This is a genomic window from Paenibacillus sp. ALE3 (genome assembly GCF_054113405.1).
This window is the reverse complement of the sequence record NZ_CM134214.1, coordinates 1,541,824-1,562,619: the sequence shown is the minus strand read 5'-3', so window position 1 is coordinate 1,562,619 and position 20,796 is coordinate 1,541,824. Positions and strand designations below refer to the sequence as shown.

Here is a 20,796-nt window from a genome sequence, read left to right as displayed (position 1 = left end):
CCGTCACCGCTTCTAGAAGAAGCTACTGACGGCTGGAAAAAATTACAAATGACCATATGGAATTAATTCGTAAATGTATGACGACCAAGCGAAATGACTGCCGGACGGCTTTTACTCCATTTGGCTGTGGCAATGGCTGGGTTGTAATAAAACAAAGACCCATTGGTCGGGTCAGCACCATTAAGTGCCTGTCTGGCTGCTCGATACGCAGTCTTGTTGGGTTTCAAGCGGTATTGACCATCCTGTACAGCGGTGAATTGACCCGGCTGTAAAATAACGTCCGGAATCGAGCTTGGAAACTCGCCGGACTGTACACGGTTTAATACGACAGCGCCAACAGCTACTTGTCCTTCAAACGATTCTCCGCGCGCCTCGGAATAAATGATCCGTGCCAGTTGATCCAACGCGGTTACGCGGACCTTTCCGAACGAATCGAGCTTGGCCTGTGTTGCCGCTCCGGCAATACCGTCAGGCGCCAGACCGTGATCCCTCTGAAAACGAGCCACCGCTTTGCTGGTCAAAGAGCCATAGTATCCCGTAAAACCAGCTTTGAAGTAACCGAGTGAATGAAGCTGCTGTTGAAGCTCCAGCACTCGTTCGCTTTGAATCCCTTTCTTTAAAGCTGACGATTGTGCCTGTGCTTGTCCTGGTGCGACTGATAATACAGTACCTAACATGCATGCGCAGGACAGGATTAAAATAGATAATTTTTTCATATTCCAGACAACCTCCTCTTTCATGTTCTGTCCGGTGCAACCATTCCGGCCTGTACAACTCAGGGACGTTTATCCGATGATGCTTCTTGTGCCATAACTTATGACTAGCTGCGGAAATGACGCGTGGCTACATATGGAATCGGACATTGATGCGTTCACACGTCCGTTGCAGTATACCACAAGCCGCATTTACGTATCATCCGGCTCTGGTCCTAAGAATACCCAAATCAATAAAACACTATCCAGCAAGGGATGACGTGTATGAGAAGCAATAGATCACATTTTGACTACACTTGAATACGTGACTTTTTTCGCTATTTTTCGATTCAATCTACCCAGGACCTGAACCTGACATCTGCTTTTTTAAACCACATTTTTGTGCACATATATATGGGCGAATGCATAGAGTAGCGTACGATCATTCATTTCGAGTAACAGAAAGGCAGGAAAGAACACGTGAATTCATATATGGATTACACCTCTCCCACTGTACAGTTCACCTATGATTTAAGCGACAATATTTTGTTTCAGAAAGATGCTCAGAACTCAATCAACGAGCTGTCGATCCAGCAGCTGAATACATTAGCAAATGTATCGCTACTGGATATCCGTCTCAGCACTGCTAATGTTGTAGAGCCTCACTACCATCAAAATGCCACAGAACTAATATACTGTATCTCTGGAGCAGTGACCGTGTCACTGATTAATCCTTTTACCCGCGAGTTACGACATTTTCCGATTACACCTGGACAGGTGGCTAACGTCCCTCAGGGATGGTGGCACTATCTAGTCGCCACGGTGGACAACACTCACTTGTTGGCGATTTTTAACGCTCCAGTCCCTGAATTCATTTTGGGCTCCGATGTTTTGCGGCTCACGCCAAGTAACATTATGGCTCATACTTACTGTCTGGATGAAAAAAAGGTCCAGGAAGCGCTCGCCCCTATAAAAAAACCTATCATCATCGGTCCTTCCAATGACTGCAAACAGCAGCCACCTCGAAAACCAGGGATTCACGTAAGGCTAACCGATACTTCTTCATCACATCGTCAGGTCGCCCCCCAAAGAGGCTACACCTATACCCATGGATATCCTGGCTTTTCCTTTAATCCCTATCAAGAGTAAGATTAACCCTAGTCAGACCTTAAGTACGACGGAATCCCCCTTCCCTGTATGTTCGCCGTTACCATAAGGCTTTCTCTCTCATAAAATGCCAATGTGTATAAGAGGGGGTGATTGAATGGACGCTTACTACAACTGTTTGAACTGTATGAATAAAAGGGTGCGTATTCTCACCATTGATGGAAAACAGTACGAAGGAACCATTACAGATGTGGATCGTAATAATGTGTACTTAAAAACTGAACGGAATGGACGTGTACAAACGTCTGCCTTTTATCCTTACGGGTACGGTAATCAAATCTTAACTTTAAGCCTGTTCACCCTGTTGGCGATTGCTTTAATTTAGTCCTCAATCCATTGCCCGTTCCTGTCTATAGATGCCAAAGCACCTCATGTGACAGCTGCCCAGCCCGGCACAGTTTGTGTAGGGCCTGTACGCTGTTATTTGGGGTGTTTTATCATACGATCCATTCTCTAAAACACTTAACCCCCCATCGGTTATATCCCAATGGGGGGTTAAGCTAACTCAATTCAATTTAGACCCACAAAGACTTTGTAATGATAACGAGCAGAATGAACAGCACCAGAATAGCTCCTGTCGATGTCCAAACGCCTGGGTAGCCCCCTACTGAACCGCCACCGCAACCTCTTTCACATTCACTCATGGATCATTGCCTCCTTCAATTCAAGGTACAACATAGCTTATGTATTGAGCTTTCCTATGGACCGGGCTTTTTGGCAATGTTATGAATATTCTCGCTGATGGGCATTAGCCTACACCTTTTCTAGGCAGGAGCATAGGATATCACAACTAATCCTGAAGGAGTGAAGCAATTGAATTCAAATCAAATGTTCAATTATAACGTTAACCAACCTTTTCCTCACCATCCTACCTCCCACCATGTCGTGGTACACCCCGTAGATCCGTATGTCGTAGAAACATTAAAATCGATGATCGGCAAGTACGTTGTACTTGAAACAACACGTGGCAGAATTGATGGATGTGTAGTAGATAGTAAGCCTGACCATGTCATCTTGGATGTATACGGTAAAAAATTCTTTGTTCGAATCAGCGAAATCGTATGGATCATGCCTGGCTAACCAAATCAGACATTAAAAATCCTCGCAGATCCTAATTCGGATTCGCGAGGATTAATCATGACATGAACCTGCTAATCAAGCGAGCCTGCCAATGAAGCACGAAGTTCATCTATCGTTCCATTGTACTCATCTAGATCGACTTGGCCGCTAATACCTGGAACACTGCCTGTACTACTGTACTGCCAAGCCCACCAGCTATTCCAAGCTGGAACTGCGGTCGGCTTTTGCGTAGTGCTGTATCGCGCTACCCACAATTTATACATAGAAAACGTAGGATCAAACTTGGAAGCAAAGACGTTTCCCGTGTATACGATCGGCTCACGCCCGGTAAGCTTCTCCATTTCATCCAAAAATGCATGAGCCACTTCACTGATCTGTGCGGAAGTAAGACCTTTGGGATTATTTTCATAATCCATCACAGGGGGCAGATCTAGCCTTCCTCCTGCTGAATCTATAGCCCTAGCAAAATTAGCTGCTTCCTGGCGAGCTCCATCCACGGTAGTTGCGTTCAAAAAGTGGTAAGCGCCAACCAGGATGTTAGCATCTCTGGCCCCCTGAACATTTGCTAAAAATTGATTATCTTGATACTTGGTGCCCTCTGTAGCTTTAATAAAAGCAAATGTCTTGCCTGCCGCCGCCACTTGCTGCCAATCAATATTGCCATTATGGTGCGAGACGTCAATCCCCTGCGCGTGTCCGTCAGAAGACATCGTAGGCTCAACAGGTATAGTAGATATAACAGTATCGGTAGATGCTGACTCCTCCGTTGCCTGATCCAACGCTACGATCACTTTACCATCATCTGCATTAATAAGATGAAAGGGTGTGCTGTGATCAAGATCAACCACAATACGTACCGAGGCTGGGTTTGTACTAAACATGGAGTATCTTACCTTGGAAACATCTAGATCTTCTGTGACTGGAAAGCTTCCTTGTCCACCATTGTTAATTGATTGTGAGGCTGGAAATTCCTCACCAAACTTCGAATCAGGTATATCTACAACAATACGATCTGGTTGAGTTAACTTGGTGACTTTGGGGCTTACTTTTCCATCCACCGTTATCGTCAATTGGTGATTGTTGAAGCGAATTTGGTTTACAGCCGTACGCTCACTCTCTATAGCATCGCTTGCAGCTTGAGTAGCAGAGTGATCACCGGTGGTCACGCTATTTCCGCTTGAAGCAGGCGGAGTCGTCAAGAATACGGTTTTAAGTTCGTTGTTCCAGACCACTTCCACTCCTGTCTGTTCAGATACAAAGCGAAGCGGAACATAAGTCGTCCCCCCGTTAAGCAAAGGAGCTACAGCCAACCCCATCGGTTGATCATTGACTGAGGCAATGGGATTGTTGACCTGAAGGCTCAGGTTAAGATTTTCTTTATGTATAGTTATAGTCCCTGTCTTGGACTCCCAATTCACACTATAACCCAATTCTTCTACAATAAGACGGAGTGGAACCAGCACATTGCCCTTTACTTCCTGGATCTGCACCCCTTTGCTGACACTTATATCTTTACCATCCAGCTGAATATGTGAATTTGAAGACGCAGCGTGACTTTCTCTTGGAAATGCTAGTAGAAACAGAAACAAAAAAGCAAACAAACAAATTTTCTTCATATGTACCCTACCAATCTCTAATTTTTCACTATGTAAATTTTACATTCTATGCCCCTCTAAAGCCTCCATTTTGATAGACGCGACTCCTATGTAAAAAGTTACGATTCATTCATTATATATTTCAGCCTTATAATACGAAAGCACTAAAAAGCTCTGCCAGCTATACTCAAGCAGAGCTTATTCCAGTTATTCATACGGTTACAAATGTTAGTCCTACAAGAATGATCGAAGTAACAGATAGTACCAGTAAGGGCAGCATTGCTTTCTCTCGCAAAGTCTTAAAGCTCACATTTAGCCCCATGCCTACCATAGCCATCGTTAACATAAAGGTAGTAAGCTGAGAAAGTTCGTTCATTAGACTAGGTGAAACTACAATATATTTTCCAAAAACATAACTTCCCAAAATACTTGCCGCAATAAAGCCCATGAGGAACCAGGGGAACTCTACTTTAGTACCTGTACGAATCTTTCCGGTTCGTTTCATCCAATACATTAAAATAAAGCTAAGCGGTATGAGTAAGAAGACACGCCCCAATTTGGCTAATAAACCCATGGCAAGAGCATCCTGTCCAGCAGGTGCTGCCGCTAAGGCCACATGTGCAATTTCATGTAAACTGATGCCTGACCAGATTCCATACTGTATATCTGTCAGAGGAAGCCAAGGCCGAAGCACTGTAAACAAAATGGCAAATACCGTGCCAACCAAGGCAATGAGTCCGACACCTATAGCTGTATCCTCATCGTCGGACTTCAATATAGGAGAAACAGCTGCAATAGCTGCTGCACCACAAACTCCGGTTCCAATCCCGAGAAGAAGCGAAATCGAAGCATCTGCCTTAAATCGTTTGGCGAGCCAAACCGTAAACAAAATGGCAAATACCACAGTGCCTACATCGCGCATAAGCAAACCCAGCCCATGATGAATAACATCATCCATATTTAGCTTCAATCCATATAATACAATAGCTCCGCGCAGTATTTTCTTGGCTGAAAATTCAATTCCTGAGCGTACAGCTTCAGGGTACCCCCACAACTGTCGGTATAGTATAGCGAGAAACATTGCACATGCCAATGGACCTACATAATGAAAGCCCGGCACTTCGTTCAGGACGTATCCTGCCAGTGCAAAGATCATCGTTAGCACAATGCCAAATAAAAACTGAAATAATCGACCCCTGTTCAATAAAAATTTGACGTGTTGAATATGACTCTTCATGCTGATTCCCTCCAATTCTACATGCATACAGCTTAATATGTATTTTGTCATAAGAAAAATAAATCATTATAATAATGATGATAAGTAAATATGCATGATAAATTTGGAGGAATAGACTTTGGATCAATCTTTAATCGTCTTTGTTAGGGTTGCGGAGAAACAAAACTTCACACGAGCTGCTGAGGCACTACATATGACCCAGCCTGCGGTAAGTCAATATATTCAAACACTGGAACGCAGTGTAGGAACCCGGCTCCTGGAGCGAAGTAATAAATATGTGCGCTTAACTAAAGCAGGTGAAATTGTGTATCATCATGCCCAGGAGATTATCCGACTCCATACACGTATGCAGTACTTGGTGGACGAACTAATGCATACGGCAAAGGGTAACCTGTCTATTGGTGCAAGCTACACGTATGGTGAATATGTACTACCCCATGTAATTGCGCAAATGAGAATCCAGTACCCGCTCATTCAGCCCTCTATTACCATCGGCAATACATTGGAAATTGAAAAGCTCGTAATTCATAATCAACTGGATGTGGGCATTATCGAAGGAGAATTTCAGCATGACCATTTACACATTGAATCCTTCGCCGATGATGAAATGGTTATTGTCGTTCCGCAAAATCATCGTTTGGCCGGTACATCTCAAGTGGATATAAATGAGCTGCATGATGACATCTGGATTCTGCGGGAAGAAGGCTCTGGAACCCGGGAGGCGGCTGAAAAGATGTTTGCACAGCTTCGATTTTATCCTTCTCATATGATGAATTTTGGCAGTACACAGATCATCAAAGAGTCTGTAGAAGCAGGCTTGGGGATTTCTTTGCTGTCCCAATGGGTAATTCAAAAGGAACTTGCTTTGGGAACATTAGAAGTATTGGATATTCTCAATCTCCCGTTCATTCGGAAATTCTCCTTTCTGACCCCTTCTGCGGTATTTGAGACGAAAGCAACCACTGCTTTTTTGGAGATTTTGCGAGATTATAATGTAAAAAGGTAACCTGTAAAAGAAAAAAGCACCGATTAAGGTGCTTGCAATATAGTCAGTATTATATTTTTTATGAGGAGAGATGGTCCTTACCATAGTATAAGAAATGGGAAAAGTCAGCGTAGCTCCCTTGGAATTGTTGCATATCATGAGCAGCAATACCTACAAAATTCCCTGTAAATCCTCCCGACAAAAAGCTGATATCCTGTATTTCAAAAAGTCGCTTCCAGGAAAGCTCATCTCCGACTCCATAATAAAATTGTGCATAGGAGGCATGGACCTCTACAGCCAAATGTACAGGAAGATCATTCTGAAGTGCAATCACTTGCGGAACTAACGTAAATGAATTAGCTTCACAGCGCATCATGCGCAGCACTTTTCCCACTCCCTCTTCATAGCTGACATACGTATACAAATAGTCCTCTTCATTGAGATACAGCAAAAGTCCCGCCATTTGCAAATAGCTTGTTGGCTGATACTCCAGTGCTGTTTCTACCCGAAAATGATGATCCGTTTGCCGAATGGCAAGCATGTGGTGCTTGAATAGACTTTGTATGGATTCTCCAGCATGAATTCGAAGGTAGCCTGGGCGCTGACTTAATGAACACCAGCTATCGTCCGCCAGGATACGCAATGTGTTCCACGATTTATCAATTGTGGGGCCCTCGAAAAAGTCTTCGAAAATATACTCCTGCTGCTCTTGCTTAATCGAAACTGTCCCTTGAGGCGCAGGCACCTCCAATTGAGGTGTATGGCCCCCGGCGGTTAATCGCAGCCAGCCTTCATCATTCCAATAGACTTGTTGCAACGCTGTCTCGCGCCCTAAAATGGCGTATTTCCCCTCCACTGGACGTGTGCATAAATGGGCCATATACCATTCTCCGTCAGGTGTTTGCACAAGACTGCCATGTCCTGCGCATTGTAACGGGAAATTCAGCTGATCACGAGATGTAAGCATCGGATTATGCGGGTCCACTTCATACGGGCCGGATATTTGCTTGGAGCGTGCTACGGTAACTGCATGCCCCGTACCTGTTCCACCTTCCGCTGTAATAAGATAGTAATAACCGTTCTGCCTGTAGATGTGGGGCGCTTCTGTCTTCTTCAATGGAGTGCAATCAAAAATTTTAACAGGCTCGCCAACAAGCCGCTGTTGACTACTGTCATACTCCTGCATGACGATACCTGAAGACTTATTGCTTTCCAACATGCGGTAATCCCATAAGGCGTTCAATAGCCATTTGCGTCCATCCTCATCATGAAATAAAGACGGATCAAATCCACTACTATTCAGATAAACGGGTTCCGACCACGGCCCGTGAATCGTAGGCGCTGTTATCACAAAATTATGAACGTCCTTGAACGGACGCTTGGTGCTTTTCACATCCGTATAGAGTAGATAAAATAGGTTATCCGCGTAGCTCAATTGCGGTGCCCAAATGCTGCAATTTTTTGGGTTCCCCCTCAAGTCAACCTGATCAGTCAAAATATCCGTGCAGTGCTCCCAATGAGCCAAATCTTTGGACTGGTACACCCGTACTCCAGGCAGCCACTCAAACGATGACACTACAATATAGTAAGTATCCTCGACTCGCGTAATACACGGATCGGGATTAAAGCCTTTTAATATAGGGTTTTGGATCATCATGAGACATCACTTCTCCTTGCTTTCCAAAATGCGACTCCCTCAAAAACCTGTTCCTTGCTCCATGCTTCTGTCCTCGCTTCAAAACAATCCGCCCACGGAACACGCTGCTGACGTAATGAAGCTATTTCATCAGATCCGCCATATTCCTGATAGCATACGGTTTTCTCGTTCGCGACATTGTCCCAATTGTCCCAGCCACGCGGATCGATATGGTCGCCCATTTTACAATTGACAAATACGGTTTTGGCATATTCCCGCCATGGACGACCCAAAAAAACAGGGGTAATATCAGGCTCTGCGGTTAAATAGCAATGATCAAATACATAGCCGTACGTTTGTCCTTGCGGTGTAGAGGCGGCTGTAACGTAGCTTGTATGGTTCTTATGATGACGCAAACTACGAATCTCGCAATCTTCAAAGTAAGCGGTAGCCCCGCCAAAAATGAAGTCTATCGTACCCTCGATGTAACAATGCTGATAGAGCTGGCGATAGTATGCGTGATGTTCTTTCAAAGGAATTCCACCAAATTTTAATCGTTCTTTGGGTGCAGGAGGCAGAGGGCCTGTAAATAACGTGTCCTGGTACCCTTTAAAGGTGCAGTTTCTAAAGATGGTTTGATCACAATGAGCGTATACCGCAACGGCCTGCCCAATGTGTTCTCCCTGTCCGGCCGTGTTGGAAATGATGAGATTTTCCAAGATCAAATGGCTGCCGCCTACAAATAAAGTGGGTGTCGCAAAGGTTCCTATTTCCTCACCTGCTTCATTCCGCTCCCTGGCGTACCGATTCATTCGAATCTCTACCTGTCCGATGCCTATGATATGTAGATTTGAACGGTAAATCCGCACCTCTTCCTCATAGGTACCCGATAAAATAGTTAGCGTTTCCATTTCGTTGGAAGGCGATTGCTCCAATACATTAATCGCCTCCTGAATGGTGTGGAAATCACAAAAGGATTCTTTTCCGACTAGCATGGTTACCCCAATCCTTTCATTTGATTTACAAGTGTTCAGCCGATTTACAAGTGTTCAGCTAAAAATGACTGCCAAGCCGTTCGCATTTCCAATGTCTCCATATGACCACCGCCCGCAATCACAGGCTGCCAATGCTCAGGGTGACCTGCTTTCTGATAAGCTTCCAACAACCCGTTTGCCAAATGCTCGACTCCTTCTATAGGACACATTCGATCATTTTGACCTGTTATACTCATCCGTGGGCGAGGTACGATCCGCTTTTGAATATCCAACGTGGTGAAATGCTTCAACAAGCCGGGAACATAGGAATAGAACCCATGATGATCCAATCCCCTTTTGGCGATCAGCGTATGGGCATCTACCTGTCCGCAGATATCAACCGTGACCTGTATTCGTTCATCTAAAGCAGCCATCCACCATGCCATAAGTCCACCCATCGACATGCCGATCGTTGCGATACGGGAAGCATCAATGTCCTCACGCTGGCACATATAATCTACCAAACGACGGTTATCATACAGCATCATGCCCCACAGCACCTGGCCCTGCCAGAGCATTTCTTTTACCAGCTCGCTCTCGGTTTTGCCTCCACGTTCATTGAAGCACCACATGTCGATACAGCACACGCAATATCCCATGTCTGTCAGAACTGTAGCAAACGAGGGCTGCTGTAGGTAAGGACTGCTATGGAGCAACTCCTTACGTCCATTCGTATAGTTGCCCCCGTGCGAATGGTTAAAAACGACCAATGGGAACGGGCCGTTCCCTTGTAAGGGTCTAGCTACATAAGCGGGCACAGACTCGATTCCGTTCAAGTCCAGTAGGAGACACTCCAGTCGATATCCCTCCCGCTCTTCTTGATTCAGCAGAGTTGCCGTTATAGGGCGATCTGCCGGAAGGTCGCCCAGCAATGCTTGCAACTTATCCACGTTTTATTCTCCTTTCATCCCTCCTAGTTCAGCACATTCTGTTCAGAAGGTTGTACCGTTACTTGTTCTATCAGCTTTTCAGGCTGAGCTGTATTCTTCGAATGGCAACGATTGATTTCAACGTTTTCCCCATTTTCAATATAAAAGGTAGGACCTTCATGATTCTCAATCGTAACCTGTTGAAAACGAATATCCTTCACGTTACCGAGATAAAAACCACGGTTATTCATATCTTCAATCCCTGTCATCATGGCCGGACGACCGGGAATCGCATTTTTAGCCATAGAAATATCAATATTGGAAAATGTGATTTCAGCGATATATTGCTCTGCAAGTCCGTACAAGAAGCCAGCCGCCGCATGAACCTGTCTTGCCGTAATATCAGAAAAATGGATTCTTCTAAAGCACGGAGTTTCATCAGTAATCGGATAGGGATTTTTATCCCAAACATATTTGTCTTTGCCCCGAGGTCCGCAGAAATAATACAGGTTTAGAATAAATGGACAAATGACCTCCTCCATCACAATGTTGCTGATGCGAATATCCTCGATGATTCCACCGCGTCCCCGTCTTGATTTCAGACGTATACCCCGATCCGTTTGCTTGAACACGCAATTGCTAATCGTAACATTACGAATATCTCCGCTCATTTCGCTTCCCAGCACGACAGCACCATGACCATGTACCATTGTACAGTTGGTAATCGTAATATTTTCACAAGGAATCCGTTCTTGCGTATCTTCGGTTCCTGCTTTGATCGCAATACAATCATCGCCTACATCTATATTGCAGTTGCTAATACGAACATTGGAACAGGATTCGGGATTAATACCATCCGTATTGGGAGAGTCCGCCGGGTTAAGAATGGACAAATTATCAATCGTAACGTTATAGCAAGCAATGGGGTTTACAGTCCAACTGGGGGAATTTTTTAACATAACATCTTTAATGGTAACCCGCTGACAACGGTCAAAGCTGATTAATTTGGGTCTCGGATACTGTAACTCCTCTGGATGATTCCGATGCTTTTCCCACCACGGCTGACCATTTCCATCCAGCGTTCCGCTGCCTGTAATCGAAATATTCTCAAGGTTCTCTCCATAAATACACGATGCATGTACTTCCCGCTGAACGCCCTCCCATCTGGATTCTACTACAGGGTAATCAGCCAGTTCCGTACTGAAGGAAAGAATAGCGCCAGGGCTTACATGCAGCTCAATGTTGCTTTTCAGAAAAATAGCGCCCGTTAGGTACGTTCCAGCCGGAACAAAAACGGTGCCTCCACCAGCATTACTTGCCGCTTCAATAGCAGCCGCAATCGCCTCTGTTGCCATCGTCTTACCATCCTGAACTGCTCCATAATCTACAATGTTGTACAATTGCATTTCGTTCTCTCCTGTCTTTATTTTTTGTGAATGATAATGATTTATAGACTGGGCTTGAAAATACACTGTAAAACGGAGTAGGCGGAATGGTGCTGGACAAGTGTCAGCAATGATAAGCACCATCCGCCTGCGTAGTGACAATTCATGTATACTAATATTCAACCTATATCTTTATTTTTTCGATTTCTTATACGCTTCTTCATACTCAGTGGTAATTCGTGCTCCGCCTGATTTTTTCCAGTTTTCTACAGCTGCCTTAAATCCGGCTTCATCAATTTCACCCATAATAAATTTGAAGGAGGCGTCGGTAATGATTTTCTCCAGCTCTGTTCCTTGTTCATTAGCGGTGGCTGAATCCAGTGGCACTGTCGGGTCCAGAACAGCAAATTTATTATTTTCTCGCACTAATTCGTTAGCCAGTTCCTTTTCCGGATTGGCATCCTTTAAGTTATAAGTCACTTCACTTGGTCTGGAGCTTGAAAACGGCTGAACGTCTGCTTGCCACAAATCTGTATTCGTAATTTTGAAGGAACCATCCTTTTCAATTTTATAATGAGTACCTTCAAGACCACCGGTCATATACATGTATACATCTTTGTCAATTAAGTCATCTACAAATTGCAGCAGTCTCTTCAACTCAGCTTCTGTCTTTACTTCAGATTTCGGAAATGCCAGCAAGCCTCCTACCCCGCTTCCCTCAGACCATACGTGGTATTGTCCATCTCCATTCGAAATCTTGTTGACAGGTACCAGCTTCAGCCCTTTTTGTAAGCCTTGAGACAAGGTTCTGAGGTTAGAAATATCGATCATGCCTGTATAAATACCTGCTTTACCTTGTGCAAATTGTTGTTGCTGGTCCGTTTTAGCGGTTACAGCAAAGTCTTTGGAGAGATACCCGTTTTTGTATAATTTATTGGAATACTTTAAGGTCTCCAAATATTGAGGAGTATCAAATTCCGGCGTAAACTTTCCGTTTTCATCTACTTTCCAGCCATTAGGTGTACCAAAATAGGAACTTAACGTTTTGAAACTGCTGTAGCGCAGATCCGATCTGTCAACAAACCCAGTCGTATCATTTTTTCCATTGCCATCCGGATCATCTTCTGTAAACGCTCTCGCAACTTCATACAACTCATCCAGTGTGGTCGGCACCTTCAGTCCTAAGCGATCGAGCCAATCCTGACGAATGACCAGACCCGCCCGAGCCAGATTCTTCTGGAACGGAACACCATATAGCACCCCTTCAATGGAAGCGGCTTCGCGCACTTCAGGCGGGATCTTTTTCAAATTCTCATAATCATCCAAGTATTTGCCTACATCCCAGAATAGTCCTGATTTCAATGAACTACGCACTGAAGAATTTGTCATCATCGTCAAAGTCACCATGTCTGCCAATTCACCAGAAGCCAGTGCGGTGGTAATTCTCTCTTCCTTGGAAGCATCCGGTACCCAGTTGAACGTAATTTTGGAATTGGTGTATTCTTCGATTTTACTTTTAATCGTTTCTGTAGGCGGAGAGGCTGTATGCAATACGTTTAGCCAGGTAAATTCCAGTTTAGATTTAGGATCGTAGGTTTGACTGCCTTGATCTTCAGTTCCCTTGTCACCACAAGCAGCTAGAAAAACACTCATGACCATAAGTGCGGCAAGAAGACCTGACACTCCCTTTTTCATCTTGATTCCTTTTTTCATCGTGTTTGCTCCTTTTTGGTTTGTATATTCATACCATATCTTCCTCTTTCACCAGAACCTCTCGCTCTATTTTGCTGAATACCTGATGCGTCATCCACATCACGAGATAACCGATGATGCTCGCTCCGGCAAAAGTTAGAATTCCTGGGTACAAGCCTAGAATCAATGCATAAAGCACGACAATGGCTACAAAAAGAACAAGTGTATATTGTAAATACGAAAAACCAATCACGATCGACATCTTGATCTTCAGCTTGATGCCTTTCCAATCATAGTGAGCCAGCAACGGAAAAATGTATGCCAAAGAGATAAGATACAAAAAGGCACCCATCAGCGTCACCACACGAATATACCAGGATGAGACGTTGACGATATCCACGTAGAGCACGTAACCCACAAGGCTGTAAAGCCCGCCAATGATGGCTGCTTCTTTAAAGCTTTCTTTAAAGTAACGTACAAACGTCGAGAAAATGGCGACTTCCTCATTGCCCCGAATCCACTGCCTTAAAATGCTAAGCATAGCAACGGTTGCAGGCCCAACACCTATAAAACCCAAGCCCAGGATCGTCGCAATGGTCCACAGCAAGTTAAGGTAGACCAGGCGTAGCAGGCGCATGCACCATTTGTTCATGTTTTCTACAAACCGTACCATTTTGCATCCTTCCCGTCGTCATTAGTAAACGCCGTCTTCACCAAATTTCTTAGCGAGTCGATTGGAGAGCATAATCAGAATTAAACCTACTACACCTTTAAAAAGTCCTACTGTCGTACTGAAACTTAATTGTCCATTCTTTAAACCCGCAGTATAAATATAGGTGTCAAAGATTTCGGCAACCTCGCGGTTTAATGAATTCAATAGCAGATACATATGCTCAAAGCCCAAATCCAGCGTGCTACCAATTTTCAAAATTAACAATGTAATAATAACCGGGCGGATCGCTGGCAACGTCACGTGCCATGTCTTTCGCAAACGTCCAGCGCCGTCCATTTCTGCTGCCTCATACAATTGCGTATCCACCACTGTAATTGCAGATAAATAAATGATGGTAGACCAGCCGAGTTCCTTCCAAATCACTTGCCCGATATATACCGTTCGCAGCCACTGCGGAGATGTTAAGAAGCTGATCTTCTCACCGTCCAGCGCGGCAATCATTTCATTCAGTACACCGCCGTCCACTGTCAGGAAAACATAAGAAATCGAAACAATGATAACCCATGACATAAAGTGCGGAATGTAGATAATGGTTTGAATAATGTTTTTGAAAAACATCTTCCTAACCTCATTCAGCATGAGCGCCAATATGATGGGCAACGGAAAAAAGATTACAATATTCAGTGCAAATAAAATCAGCGTATTGCGAAGCAGCATAAAAAACGTAGGCTCAGTAAACAAACGAATAAAATGCTTCATTCCTACCCATGGACTGCCTGTGATTCCCTGAAATGCTTGATAATCCTGAAATGCAATTACCAATCCCCCCATAGGGAAGTACTTGAAGATAATGAAGTACACCAATCCGGGTAAAACCATCAGATAGAGCAGCTTGTGTTTCTGCATTCGTAAAAGGCTTTCCGTTGTTCTTTTGTTCTTCTTCATTTTCATCTTCATGTTTGGTGCGGGGACACTTGAAACTTTCATTAGTTCGACCTCCTTCAAACGTTCCTGTATACGCTTTCAAGAGTACGTTATTTTCGGCATTCCGCATATAATCATCAAATGATAGCGTTTACAAAAGTAGGCCGACAGCCTACTTTATAGCCTCTTCACCTTAGCTAATGATTACTACACAACTTAATGATCATCCTCTGTTTTCCACGCTTAGAGAACACCTCAAGATTTGATTATATACGGAATTCTTTCCTCTTGATAAGGTTTAAATGTAAACGATTACAAGGAGGTCACCCACATTGGAACAACCATTAATCAAACCAAAATTACGAAAAAAAGAATCACTGGGCAGTCGTATTTTCAACATTGTAAACAGTACACTTTTGATTCTCATTGCCCTCACTTGTCTCTTACCTTTTTTGAATATCATCGCCAGCTCATTTGCCTCAACTGAGGAAGTAGTCGCCAAGAAGTTTATTTTATTCCCTGTTACTTTTTCTCTGGATGCTTATCGCTATATCCTATCCACTCCAACGATTTTTAGAGGACTTGGGGTTTCGGTCGGAGTAACGATCGTGGGTACAGTTGTAAGTATGATTTTTACCGCTTTTATGGCTTATGGATTATCCCGGAAATATCTGCTTGGCCGCAATACGATTAACTTCATTGTCGTGTTCTCTATGTTGTTTAGCGGGGGGATGATTCCGACATTCCTCGTGGTCAAAAGCATGGGGCTGATCAATTCGTATTGGTCCTTGATTCTGCCCGTGGCTATTAATGCATTTAACCTGATTATCATGCGTAACTTTTTTCAGGCATTGCCGGATGATTTGGAGGAATCGGCTAAGATGGACGGATGCAACGATTTTGGAATCTTCTTTAAAATTATGTTGCCATTAGCCCTGCCTTCTATTGCAACTATTTCTTTGTTCTATGCTGTTGCCTACTGGAATACGTATATGCACGCCATTCTCTATATCAATGACTCAGCCAAATGGCCAATTCAAGTCTTACTTCGCCAAATTGTTATCGTCTCCAGTGGTATGCAGGCAGAAGGAACCGCGGTAGATGTCATCCCGCCTGCGCAGACGATTAAGATGGCGGTCATTGTTATAGCGACCGTTCCAATGTTAATCGTGTATCCATTTGTGCAAAAGCACTTTGTCAAAGGAGCTTTGCTGGGGGCGGTTAAAGGTTAATTGGCTTGCTTCATCTTTCGATAAGCCCCTGGTGTAACCTGTTCCTTTTTTCGAAAAGAGCGGATGAAGTTTTGCGAATTATGATATTGCAATCGCTCGGCGATTTCTTTAATCGTCATATCTGTCTCAACGAGCCACTTTTTGCTCATTTGCAGGCGATAGCCCATCAGATATTCACTGAACGTCGTTCCGTATTCTTTTTTGAAAATGCTGCTTAAATAATTCGGATTGTAATGCAGTCGATCTCCAATGAGTTCCAATGATAATTCCTGGTCATATTCAGCACGGATAATCGCGGCAATTTTCTCTGAGAGACAGCGGAATTGCTGGTTGGTCTTCTCCTTCATGCTTTTTACCATGGGGAAAATAACCTGTTCTAACAGCATGCGTTCTATCTCCTCCGGGTTACGGATATCCAGCAAACGGTGATACAAGGCATGATTGTCTTGCGTCAGCAGCACTTCAATCCCTAATAGCTGCTCTAATTGGATGAGGTTATTCACAAATCGTACCAATAGCACTTCAAAGTTCATGGAATGATTGTTCTTCGTCATCATTTCTGCCAATAAAGAGTGCACGGTATGATATACCTGCTCTTCATCCCCTATGCGAATGGCATCAAACAGTTTCGATTCCAATTCCGCAGGATAATGAAGCAGTACCGGACCTGAAATGACCATGGAAATATCCTCATAAAAAATAATCGACTCTTTACCTAGATTTAAACGGTGATGTAATGCTTGCTTGCTCATCTCACAAGCTTCTTTGCTTTCTAACAAGTTATCATACGCTGTGCTAATACCGATGCTGATGGATACATTCAAATACTCTTTTACATGCTGAATCAAAAGGGTCGCATGATCCAGCACTTGCTTTCTCATTTCCTGTGCACTCTTACCTGCCAAAATTAAAATGGTAGCCTGGGTGTTATCGTTCAAAATGATCGGAAGCATACGCTGCTGCTCTGGAATCGTTTCTTCTACGATTTTGTTAATAGCCAGCAGTAAAATATCTTTATCCGAAGGTTCTCGATCTCCCAGATTATCCAGTTGAACTAACAAGGTAATATACATTTGATTCTCGATCTGCGGGTAGCCCAGACGTGGCATTTTTCGTGCCAATTCCTCTGCGGAAACACGTTTGCGAAACAGGTTGAGAATCAATTGCGTTTCCAACTGTGGCATTTCGGACTGAATGAGACTTTCCAAGCTTTCCTTCTCAGTTACAATGTTGTCGATGGAATTAATAATCCACTCAATTTCATTTTTAGAAGGTTCATTTTTGAATGCGAAATTAGGATTTTTCGGCAAGCTGCGTTTTATTTGCTGAAATGGCTTGGTAAAGTAAATGGCAATGATGTAGGCCACCACCACTATTAAAAGCGTTAATACAAGGCCCATCATGATAATCCCAAATTTGGTCGTTTGAAACGCGTTTGCAATCTCTTTTTTATCTAATACCGTTAAGTAAGTCCAATTGTTGTAAGCAGATTTAGCATAAATGATTTGCCGTGCTGGCTGATGCTCCGTTTTCTCCAACGTTAGCATGCCTGTGTTGTCTGATTTAGCAGTTACTTCTGAAATGTGCTGAAGCTGCTGAGTAGACAATAAGGGAGTAGCAGGCTCCGTTTCGTACATTAAGTCGCCTTTGTTATTCAAAATAATCACAGGCATATGATCCTCTGTTTGAATGGTACGACTTAACGTCTGCGACGAAATATCAGACAGCGCAATGGCCTGCTTCTTTTTGGAAAACACAGGCAAGGTATTCACAAAACGGATTCCTTTATCTGTTTTAATCCAGAATAGTCCCTTATCCTGGTGGTCGATATAGGTGCTAATCAGCTGTTCTCGTTCCGTTTTCGTCAAATAAGACAGGCTTCCATTGGAGATTCTCCAATTCTGATTTAGGCTGATCAGTGAATACTCGGTTCCTTCTAATCCCATCGTAGCAATATAATTGAGCTGGTTATTCACATTCCGATATGCTACAAAATCTTTTTCTGTAATGGGATTTTTGACAACTTCATTAAAGGAACTGGTCGTGCTATACGTATTAAAAGCGTATTCAATCGTTTGAATTTTCTGCTCCAGGCTATTTCTAATCTGCGCCATGTAGCTTTGCTTGGTATTGGAAACTCTCTCCACAACGGAGCTAATTGTTGTAAAATAGATGTAGCTGCCGAAGCTGGCCACCAATCCTATTCCCAAAACCAGAATCGTAATAAAAATAGTGTAGAACATTCTTCCTTTTTTCATTGCGCTCCCCCTTTGGTTCTTGGTATCACACCAAATTATAGCGCTTTCATAACAAGGTTTAAATCTTTTTTTTCACGTGTGCATTATTTTTTACATCCGTATCATTCCAATTTAAGTTGATTTAGTTTGGTTTGCGGCAGATAAAAAGAAATTTGGAGGTCTCTTATGTTACATGTCGTTAGTTCTAAAGAACAGATTGTAAAAGAAGAATTTCCGTTAGACACTTCCTTTCTCTCCCTCTATCCTGTAGCGGTCCGTGAAGCTCGTCCTTTTGTATTGGTGTTACCTGGCGGTGGCTACGAGCATTTGGCTTCACATGAAGGAGAGCCGATCGCCCGGTGGTTAAATGCTTTGGGTATTCACGCGGGTGTGCTGGAGTATCAGGTCGGCGATTTCGAGGTTACCTCCTTGCTGGAAGATGTAGAACATGCGCTGCAATGGATTCGCCAAACATCGCATGACTGGCAAGTGATTCCTGATCAAGTGGGTCTCATCGGTTTTTCAGCAGGCGGTCACCTGGCCTCCATTGTGTCCACGATTGGAGCGGAAAAACCAAATCTTCTGATGTTGGGATACCCTGTAATATCATTCCATGAGCCTTATACGCATTTGGGAAGCCGTACGCACTTTTTAGGCGAACAGCCGAACTCGGAGCAGCTTCAAGCCTTTTCATCCGATCGGCAAGTGACTGCACAGACACCCCCAACTTTTATGTGGACAACGGCCAATGATGGCGCTGTACCGGTAGAAAATAGCCTGTTGTTCGCTTTCTCATTATCCAGAGAACGTATTCCGTTTGAACTGCATGTATTTGAAGAAGGGCGGCACGGATTGGGACTGTCTGAGGACAACCGTGAATGCCGACAATGGCTCGACCTGGCGGAAAAATGGCTTCAAAAACATGGGTATGCGCAGACAAGACAGCGGATGACAACTCGACTGTTTATCGCAGGAGACTCTACTGCAGCCCAAAAAGGAGCAACCGAAAAACCGATGACAGGCTGGGGCGAACATTTGCAAGCTCATTTGGACTCTACTGTTCATGTGGACAATCGTGCCGTCAATGGGCGAAGCACCAAATCCTTTATAGCAGAAGGGCGATTAGCTGATATTGAAAAAGATATTCAAGCTGGCGATTATCTGTTTATCCAATTTGGACACAACGATGAGAAAAAAGAAGACCCCACGCGCTACACCGATCCTGATGGAGAGTACCGTCTAAACTTAATTCAATTCATTCAGTCCGCTCGGGAACGTGGCGGAATTCCTGTGCTATTGACCTCTGTAAGCCGCCGCCGTTTTACCGCGGACGGTGAACCTGATCCGCTGGCCGTAGGAGCTTATCCCGATGCCATGCGAAAAGTAGCCGAGGAAACCCAAACACCGTTGCTCGATATTTTCGAAGCATCACAGCAGCTTTATCGTTCCATGGGTGAAAAAGAGTCCCAACTTCTATTTATGCATTTGCCTGAAAAAATGCACCCTAATTACCCAGCCGGCGTAGCAGATAATACCCATTTTTCTGACGAAGGAGCAAGGAAAATTGCCCAGCATGTAGCAGAAGCGATTTGTCAAAGTACGGAGCTATCTGCATTAAAGCAATGTATGATCAATAGAAATCTAAATATCAGTGAGACGCTTGCACACCAACTTGTCAACTGATATCAAGTGCCAAACATACAGATAGAAAAACGGATCTCGGGCGAATCACTCCGATATCCGTTTTTATTTTGTGTTATGCAAAGATGGCCCAGCTCTAGAGAATAGTTCAATAATAGAGTAAGCTAAAATTAATTTCTTTAATTGTTATATTTTAATTATTTTGTATCTTATAGGACTTTAGGATTGTTTTATTGTATTATTTTGACAACATTTGTCGAATGAAGTGAAATCAACAATTTTACATGGTATATTTTAGGAGCTCATATCATACATAAGGAGGATTTTTTTATGAATATTAAGAAAATACTATTATCAACAGCTATGTCTTTGGGACTCCTTGGAAGTATTATCGTTCCTAGTGCTTCCGCATCAGTAGGTCCTTCTCCAGAAATTACACCCATTGTACAAGTTAACGGAGTATACTACAGAACGGCTACGTTGCCACGTAATTATTCCTATGCGTTGTCAAATTACCCTGGGGATACTTATAAAGTGGCGAGCGGAAATGTCACCGTTTCTGCATCCGGCGTGGTAACTACCACCACTGCAACGAATGCAAGAGTTGAGATTTACGCCGGTAATGGTAAATTGAGAATGGTGTATACCGTTAAGGTAAACTAGGAAAAAGCCTTAAAAAAGCACTGTTCGTTTATTCGAGCAGTGCTTTCTTTGTTG

19 protein-coding genes are annotated in these 20,796 nt (G+C 43.6%); 7 read left to right on the top strand and 12 right to left on the bottom strand.

Annotation, left to right across the window (positions count from 1 at the left end; translation table 11 throughout):
- Positions 1-62: 62 nt before the first annotated feature.
- Positions 63-716 carry a cell wall hydrolase gene (locus ACXHJ2_RS07115; protein ID WP_090738760.1) on the bottom strand — a complete coding sequence of 218 codons (654 nt, stop codon included), beginning with the start codon at positions 714-716 and terminating at the stop codon, positions 63-65.
- Positions 717-1,172: 456 nt separating this feature from the next.
- Here ACXHJ2_RS07115 and ACXHJ2_RS07110 point away from each other — a divergent pair, with 456 nt between their 5' ends.
- Both ACXHJ2_RS07110 and ACXHJ2_RS07105 read left to right on the top strand, forming a co-directional pair.
- Positions 1,173-1,841 (top strand): cupin domain-containing protein, encoded by a 669-nt coding sequence (locus ACXHJ2_RS07110; protein WP_165079615.1) that lies wholly within the window; start codon positions 1,173-1,175, stop codon positions 1,839-1,841.
- A 115-nt stretch (positions 1,842-1,956) separates the two neighbouring features.
- The gene (locus ACXHJ2_RS07105) at positions 1,957-2,184 is read left to right on the top strand and encodes an LSm family protein (protein ID WP_013371968.1); all 228 of its coding nucleotides are present in this window, start codon (positions 1,957-1,959) and stop codon (positions 2,182-2,184) included.
- Between the two features lie 190 nt (positions 2,185-2,374).
- Here the strand turns inward: ACXHJ2_RS07105 and ACXHJ2_RS07100 are convergent, their stop codons facing one another.
- Positions 2,375-2,503, bottom strand: coding sequence for a hypothetical protein (locus tag ACXHJ2_RS07100; protein ID WP_013371969.1), 129 nt, complete (start codon positions 2,501-2,503; stop codon positions 2,375-2,377).
- A 169-nt stretch (positions 2,504-2,672) separates the two neighbouring features.
- Between ACXHJ2_RS07100 and ACXHJ2_RS07095 the strand changes: the two genes are divergently transcribed.
- The gene (locus ACXHJ2_RS07095) at positions 2,673-2,939 is read left to right on the top strand and encodes a DUF2642 domain-containing protein (protein WP_025676485.1); all 267 of its coding nucleotides are present in this window, start codon (positions 2,673-2,675) and stop codon (positions 2,937-2,939) included.
- Between the two features lie 71 nt (positions 2,940-3,010).
- Here the strand turns inward: ACXHJ2_RS07095 and ACXHJ2_RS07090 are convergent, their stop codons facing one another.
- Both ACXHJ2_RS07090 and ACXHJ2_RS07085 read right to left on the bottom strand, forming a co-directional pair.
- Positions 3,011-4,555: a GH25 family lysozyme gene (locus tag ACXHJ2_RS07090; protein WP_165079614.1), complete on the bottom strand. Its 1,545-nt coding sequence runs from the start codon at positions 4,553-4,555 to the stop codon at positions 3,011-3,013.
- 190 nt (positions 4,556-4,745) lie between these two features.
- On the bottom strand, positions 4,746-5,771 hold the full coding sequence (locus tag ACXHJ2_RS07085; protein ID WP_025676482.1) for a YeiH family protein: 1,026 nt from the start codon (positions 5,769-5,771) through the stop codon (positions 4,746-4,748).
- A 118-nt stretch (positions 5,772-5,889) separates the two neighbouring features.
- Here ACXHJ2_RS07085 and ACXHJ2_RS07080 point away from each other — a divergent pair, with 118 nt between their 5' ends.
- Entirely contained in the window at positions 5,890-6,777 is an 888-nt protein-coding gene (locus ACXHJ2_RS07080) for a LysR family transcriptional regulator (RefSeq protein ID WP_013371973.1), read from the top strand.
- A 58-nt stretch (positions 6,778-6,835) separates the two neighbouring features.
- Here the strand turns inward: ACXHJ2_RS07080 and ACXHJ2_RS07075 are convergent, their stop codons facing one another.
- The 7 genes from ACXHJ2_RS07075 to ACXHJ2_RS07045 form a co-directional block, all read right to left on the bottom strand.
- Positions 6,836-8,413: a glycoside hydrolase family 43 protein gene (locus tag ACXHJ2_RS07075; RefSeq protein WP_165079613.1), complete on the bottom strand. Its 1,578-nt coding sequence runs from the start codon at positions 8,411-8,413 to the stop codon at positions 6,836-6,838.
- A complete protein-coding gene (locus ACXHJ2_RS07070) occupies positions 8,410-9,387 on the bottom strand; it encodes a pectinesterase family protein (protein ID WP_058829858.1) in 978 nt (325 codons plus the stop codon). The genes ACXHJ2_RS07075 and ACXHJ2_RS07070 overlap by 4 nt, the downstream gene beginning before the upstream one ends.
- A 44-nt stretch (positions 9,388-9,431) precedes the next feature.
- Positions 9,432-10,316: a dienelactone hydrolase family protein gene (locus ACXHJ2_RS07065; RefSeq protein ID WP_165079612.1), complete on the bottom strand. Its 885-nt coding sequence runs from the start codon at positions 10,314-10,316 to the stop codon at positions 9,432-9,434.
- Positions 10,317-10,339: 23 nt separating this feature from the next.
- Positions 10,340-11,701, bottom strand: coding sequence for a glycoside hydrolase family 28 protein (locus ACXHJ2_RS07060; RefSeq protein ID WP_165079611.1), 1,362 nt, complete (start codon positions 11,699-11,701; stop codon positions 10,340-10,342).
- A gap of 171 nt (positions 11,702-11,872) precedes the next feature.
- Positions 11,873-13,393: an extracellular solute-binding protein gene (locus tag ACXHJ2_RS07055; RefSeq protein ID WP_040103344.1), complete on the bottom strand. Its 1,521-nt coding sequence runs from the start codon at positions 13,391-13,393 to the stop codon at positions 11,873-11,875.
- A gap of 28 nt (positions 13,394-13,421) precedes the next feature.
- Positions 13,422-14,045 carry a YesL family protein gene (locus ACXHJ2_RS07050; protein WP_126666827.1) on the bottom strand — a complete coding sequence of 208 codons (624 nt, stop codon included), beginning with the start codon at positions 14,043-14,045 and terminating at the stop codon, positions 13,422-13,424.
- Positions 14,046-14,066: 21 nt separating this feature from the next.
- The gene (locus ACXHJ2_RS07045) at positions 14,067-15,032 is read right to left on the bottom strand and encodes an ABC transporter permease (protein ID WP_165079610.1); all 966 of its coding nucleotides are present in this window, start codon (positions 15,030-15,032) and stop codon (positions 14,067-14,069) included.
- Between the two features lie 269 nt (positions 15,033-15,301).
- Between ACXHJ2_RS07045 and ACXHJ2_RS07040 the strand changes: the two genes are divergently transcribed.
- Entirely contained in the window at positions 15,302-16,201 is a 900-nt protein-coding gene (locus tag ACXHJ2_RS07040) for a carbohydrate ABC transporter permease (protein WP_165079609.1), read from the top strand.
- Here ACXHJ2_RS07040 and ACXHJ2_RS07035 read toward each other — a convergent pair.
- Positions 16,198-18,459 carry a helix-turn-helix transcriptional regulator gene (locus ACXHJ2_RS07035; RefSeq protein ID WP_165079608.1) on the bottom strand — a complete coding sequence of 754 codons (2,262 nt, stop codon included), beginning with the start codon at positions 18,457-18,459 and terminating at the stop codon, positions 16,198-16,200. The two genes, ACXHJ2_RS07040 and ACXHJ2_RS07035, sit on opposite strands and share 4 nt — an antisense overlap.
- Before the next feature lie 165 nt (positions 18,460-18,624).
- On the opposite strand from ACXHJ2_RS07035, the gene ACXHJ2_RS07030 reads away from it, so the two are divergent.
- Together ACXHJ2_RS07030 and ACXHJ2_RS07025 are read left to right on the top strand one after the other, a co-directional pair.
- Positions 18,625-20,121: a GDSL-type esterase/lipase family protein gene (locus tag ACXHJ2_RS07030; RefSeq protein ID WP_165079607.1), complete on the top strand. Its 1,497-nt coding sequence runs from the start codon at positions 18,625-18,627 to the stop codon at positions 20,119-20,121.
- Between the two features lie 288 nt (positions 20,122-20,409).
- The gene (locus ACXHJ2_RS07025; protein ID WP_165079606.1) at positions 20,410-20,742 is read left to right on the top strand and encodes a hypothetical protein; all 333 of its coding nucleotides are present in this window, start codon (positions 20,410-20,412) and stop codon (positions 20,740-20,742) included.
- Positions 20,743-20,796 lie beyond the last annotated feature (54 nt).

Coding starts and splice junctions, on each gene's coding strand:
- ACXHJ2_RS07115 (WP_090738760.1), bottom strand. CDS start 716: ATGAAAAAATTATCTATTTTAATCCTGTCCTGCGCATGCATGTTAGGT.
- ACXHJ2_RS07105 (WP_013371968.1), top strand. CDS start 1,957: ATGGACGCTTACTACAACTGTTTGAACTGTATGAATAAAAGGGTGCGT.
- ACXHJ2_RS07100 (WP_013371969.1), bottom strand. CDS start 2,503: ATGAGTGAATGTGAAAGAGGTTGCGGTGGCGGTTCAGTAGGGGGCTAC.
- ACXHJ2_RS07090 (WP_165079614.1), bottom strand. CDS start 4,555: ATGAAGAAAATTTGTTTGTTTGCTTTTTTGTTTCTGTTTCTACTAGCA.
- ACXHJ2_RS07085 (WP_025676482.1), bottom strand. CDS start 5,771: ATGAAGAGTCATATTCAACACGTCAAATTTTTATTGAACAGGGGTCGA.
- ACXHJ2_RS07075 (WP_165079613.1), bottom strand. CDS start 8,413: ATGATGATCCAAAACCCTATATTAAAAGGCTTTAATCCCGATCCGTGT.
- ACXHJ2_RS07070 (WP_058829858.1), bottom strand. CDS start 9,387: ATGCTAGTCGGAAAAGAATCCTTTTGTGATTTCCACACCATTCAGGAG.
- ACXHJ2_RS07060 (WP_165079611.1), bottom strand. CDS start 11,701: ATGCAATTGTACAACATTGTAGATTATGGAGCAGTTCAGGATGGTAAG.
- ACXHJ2_RS07055 (WP_040103344.1), bottom strand. CDS start 13,393: ATGAAAAAAGGAATCAAGATGAAAAAGGGAGTGTCAGGTCTTCTTGCC.
- ACXHJ2_RS07050 (WP_126666827.1), bottom strand. CDS start 14,045: ATGGTACGGTTTGTAGAAAACATGAACAAATGGTGCATGCGCCTGCTA.
- ACXHJ2_RS07045 (WP_165079610.1), bottom strand. CDS start 15,032: ATGAAAGTTTCAAGTGTCCCCGCACCAAACATGAAGATGAAAATGAAG.
- ACXHJ2_RS07035 (WP_165079608.1), bottom strand. CDS start 18,459: ATGAAAAAAGGAAGAATGTTCTACACTATTTTTATTACGATTCTGGTT.
- ACXHJ2_RS07030 (WP_165079607.1), top strand. CDS start 18,625: ATGTTACATGTCGTTAGTTCTAAAGAACAGATTGTAAAAGAAGAATTT.
- ACXHJ2_RS07025 (WP_165079606.1), top strand. CDS start 20,410: ATGAATATTAAGAAAATACTATTATCAACAGCTATGTCTTTGGGACTC.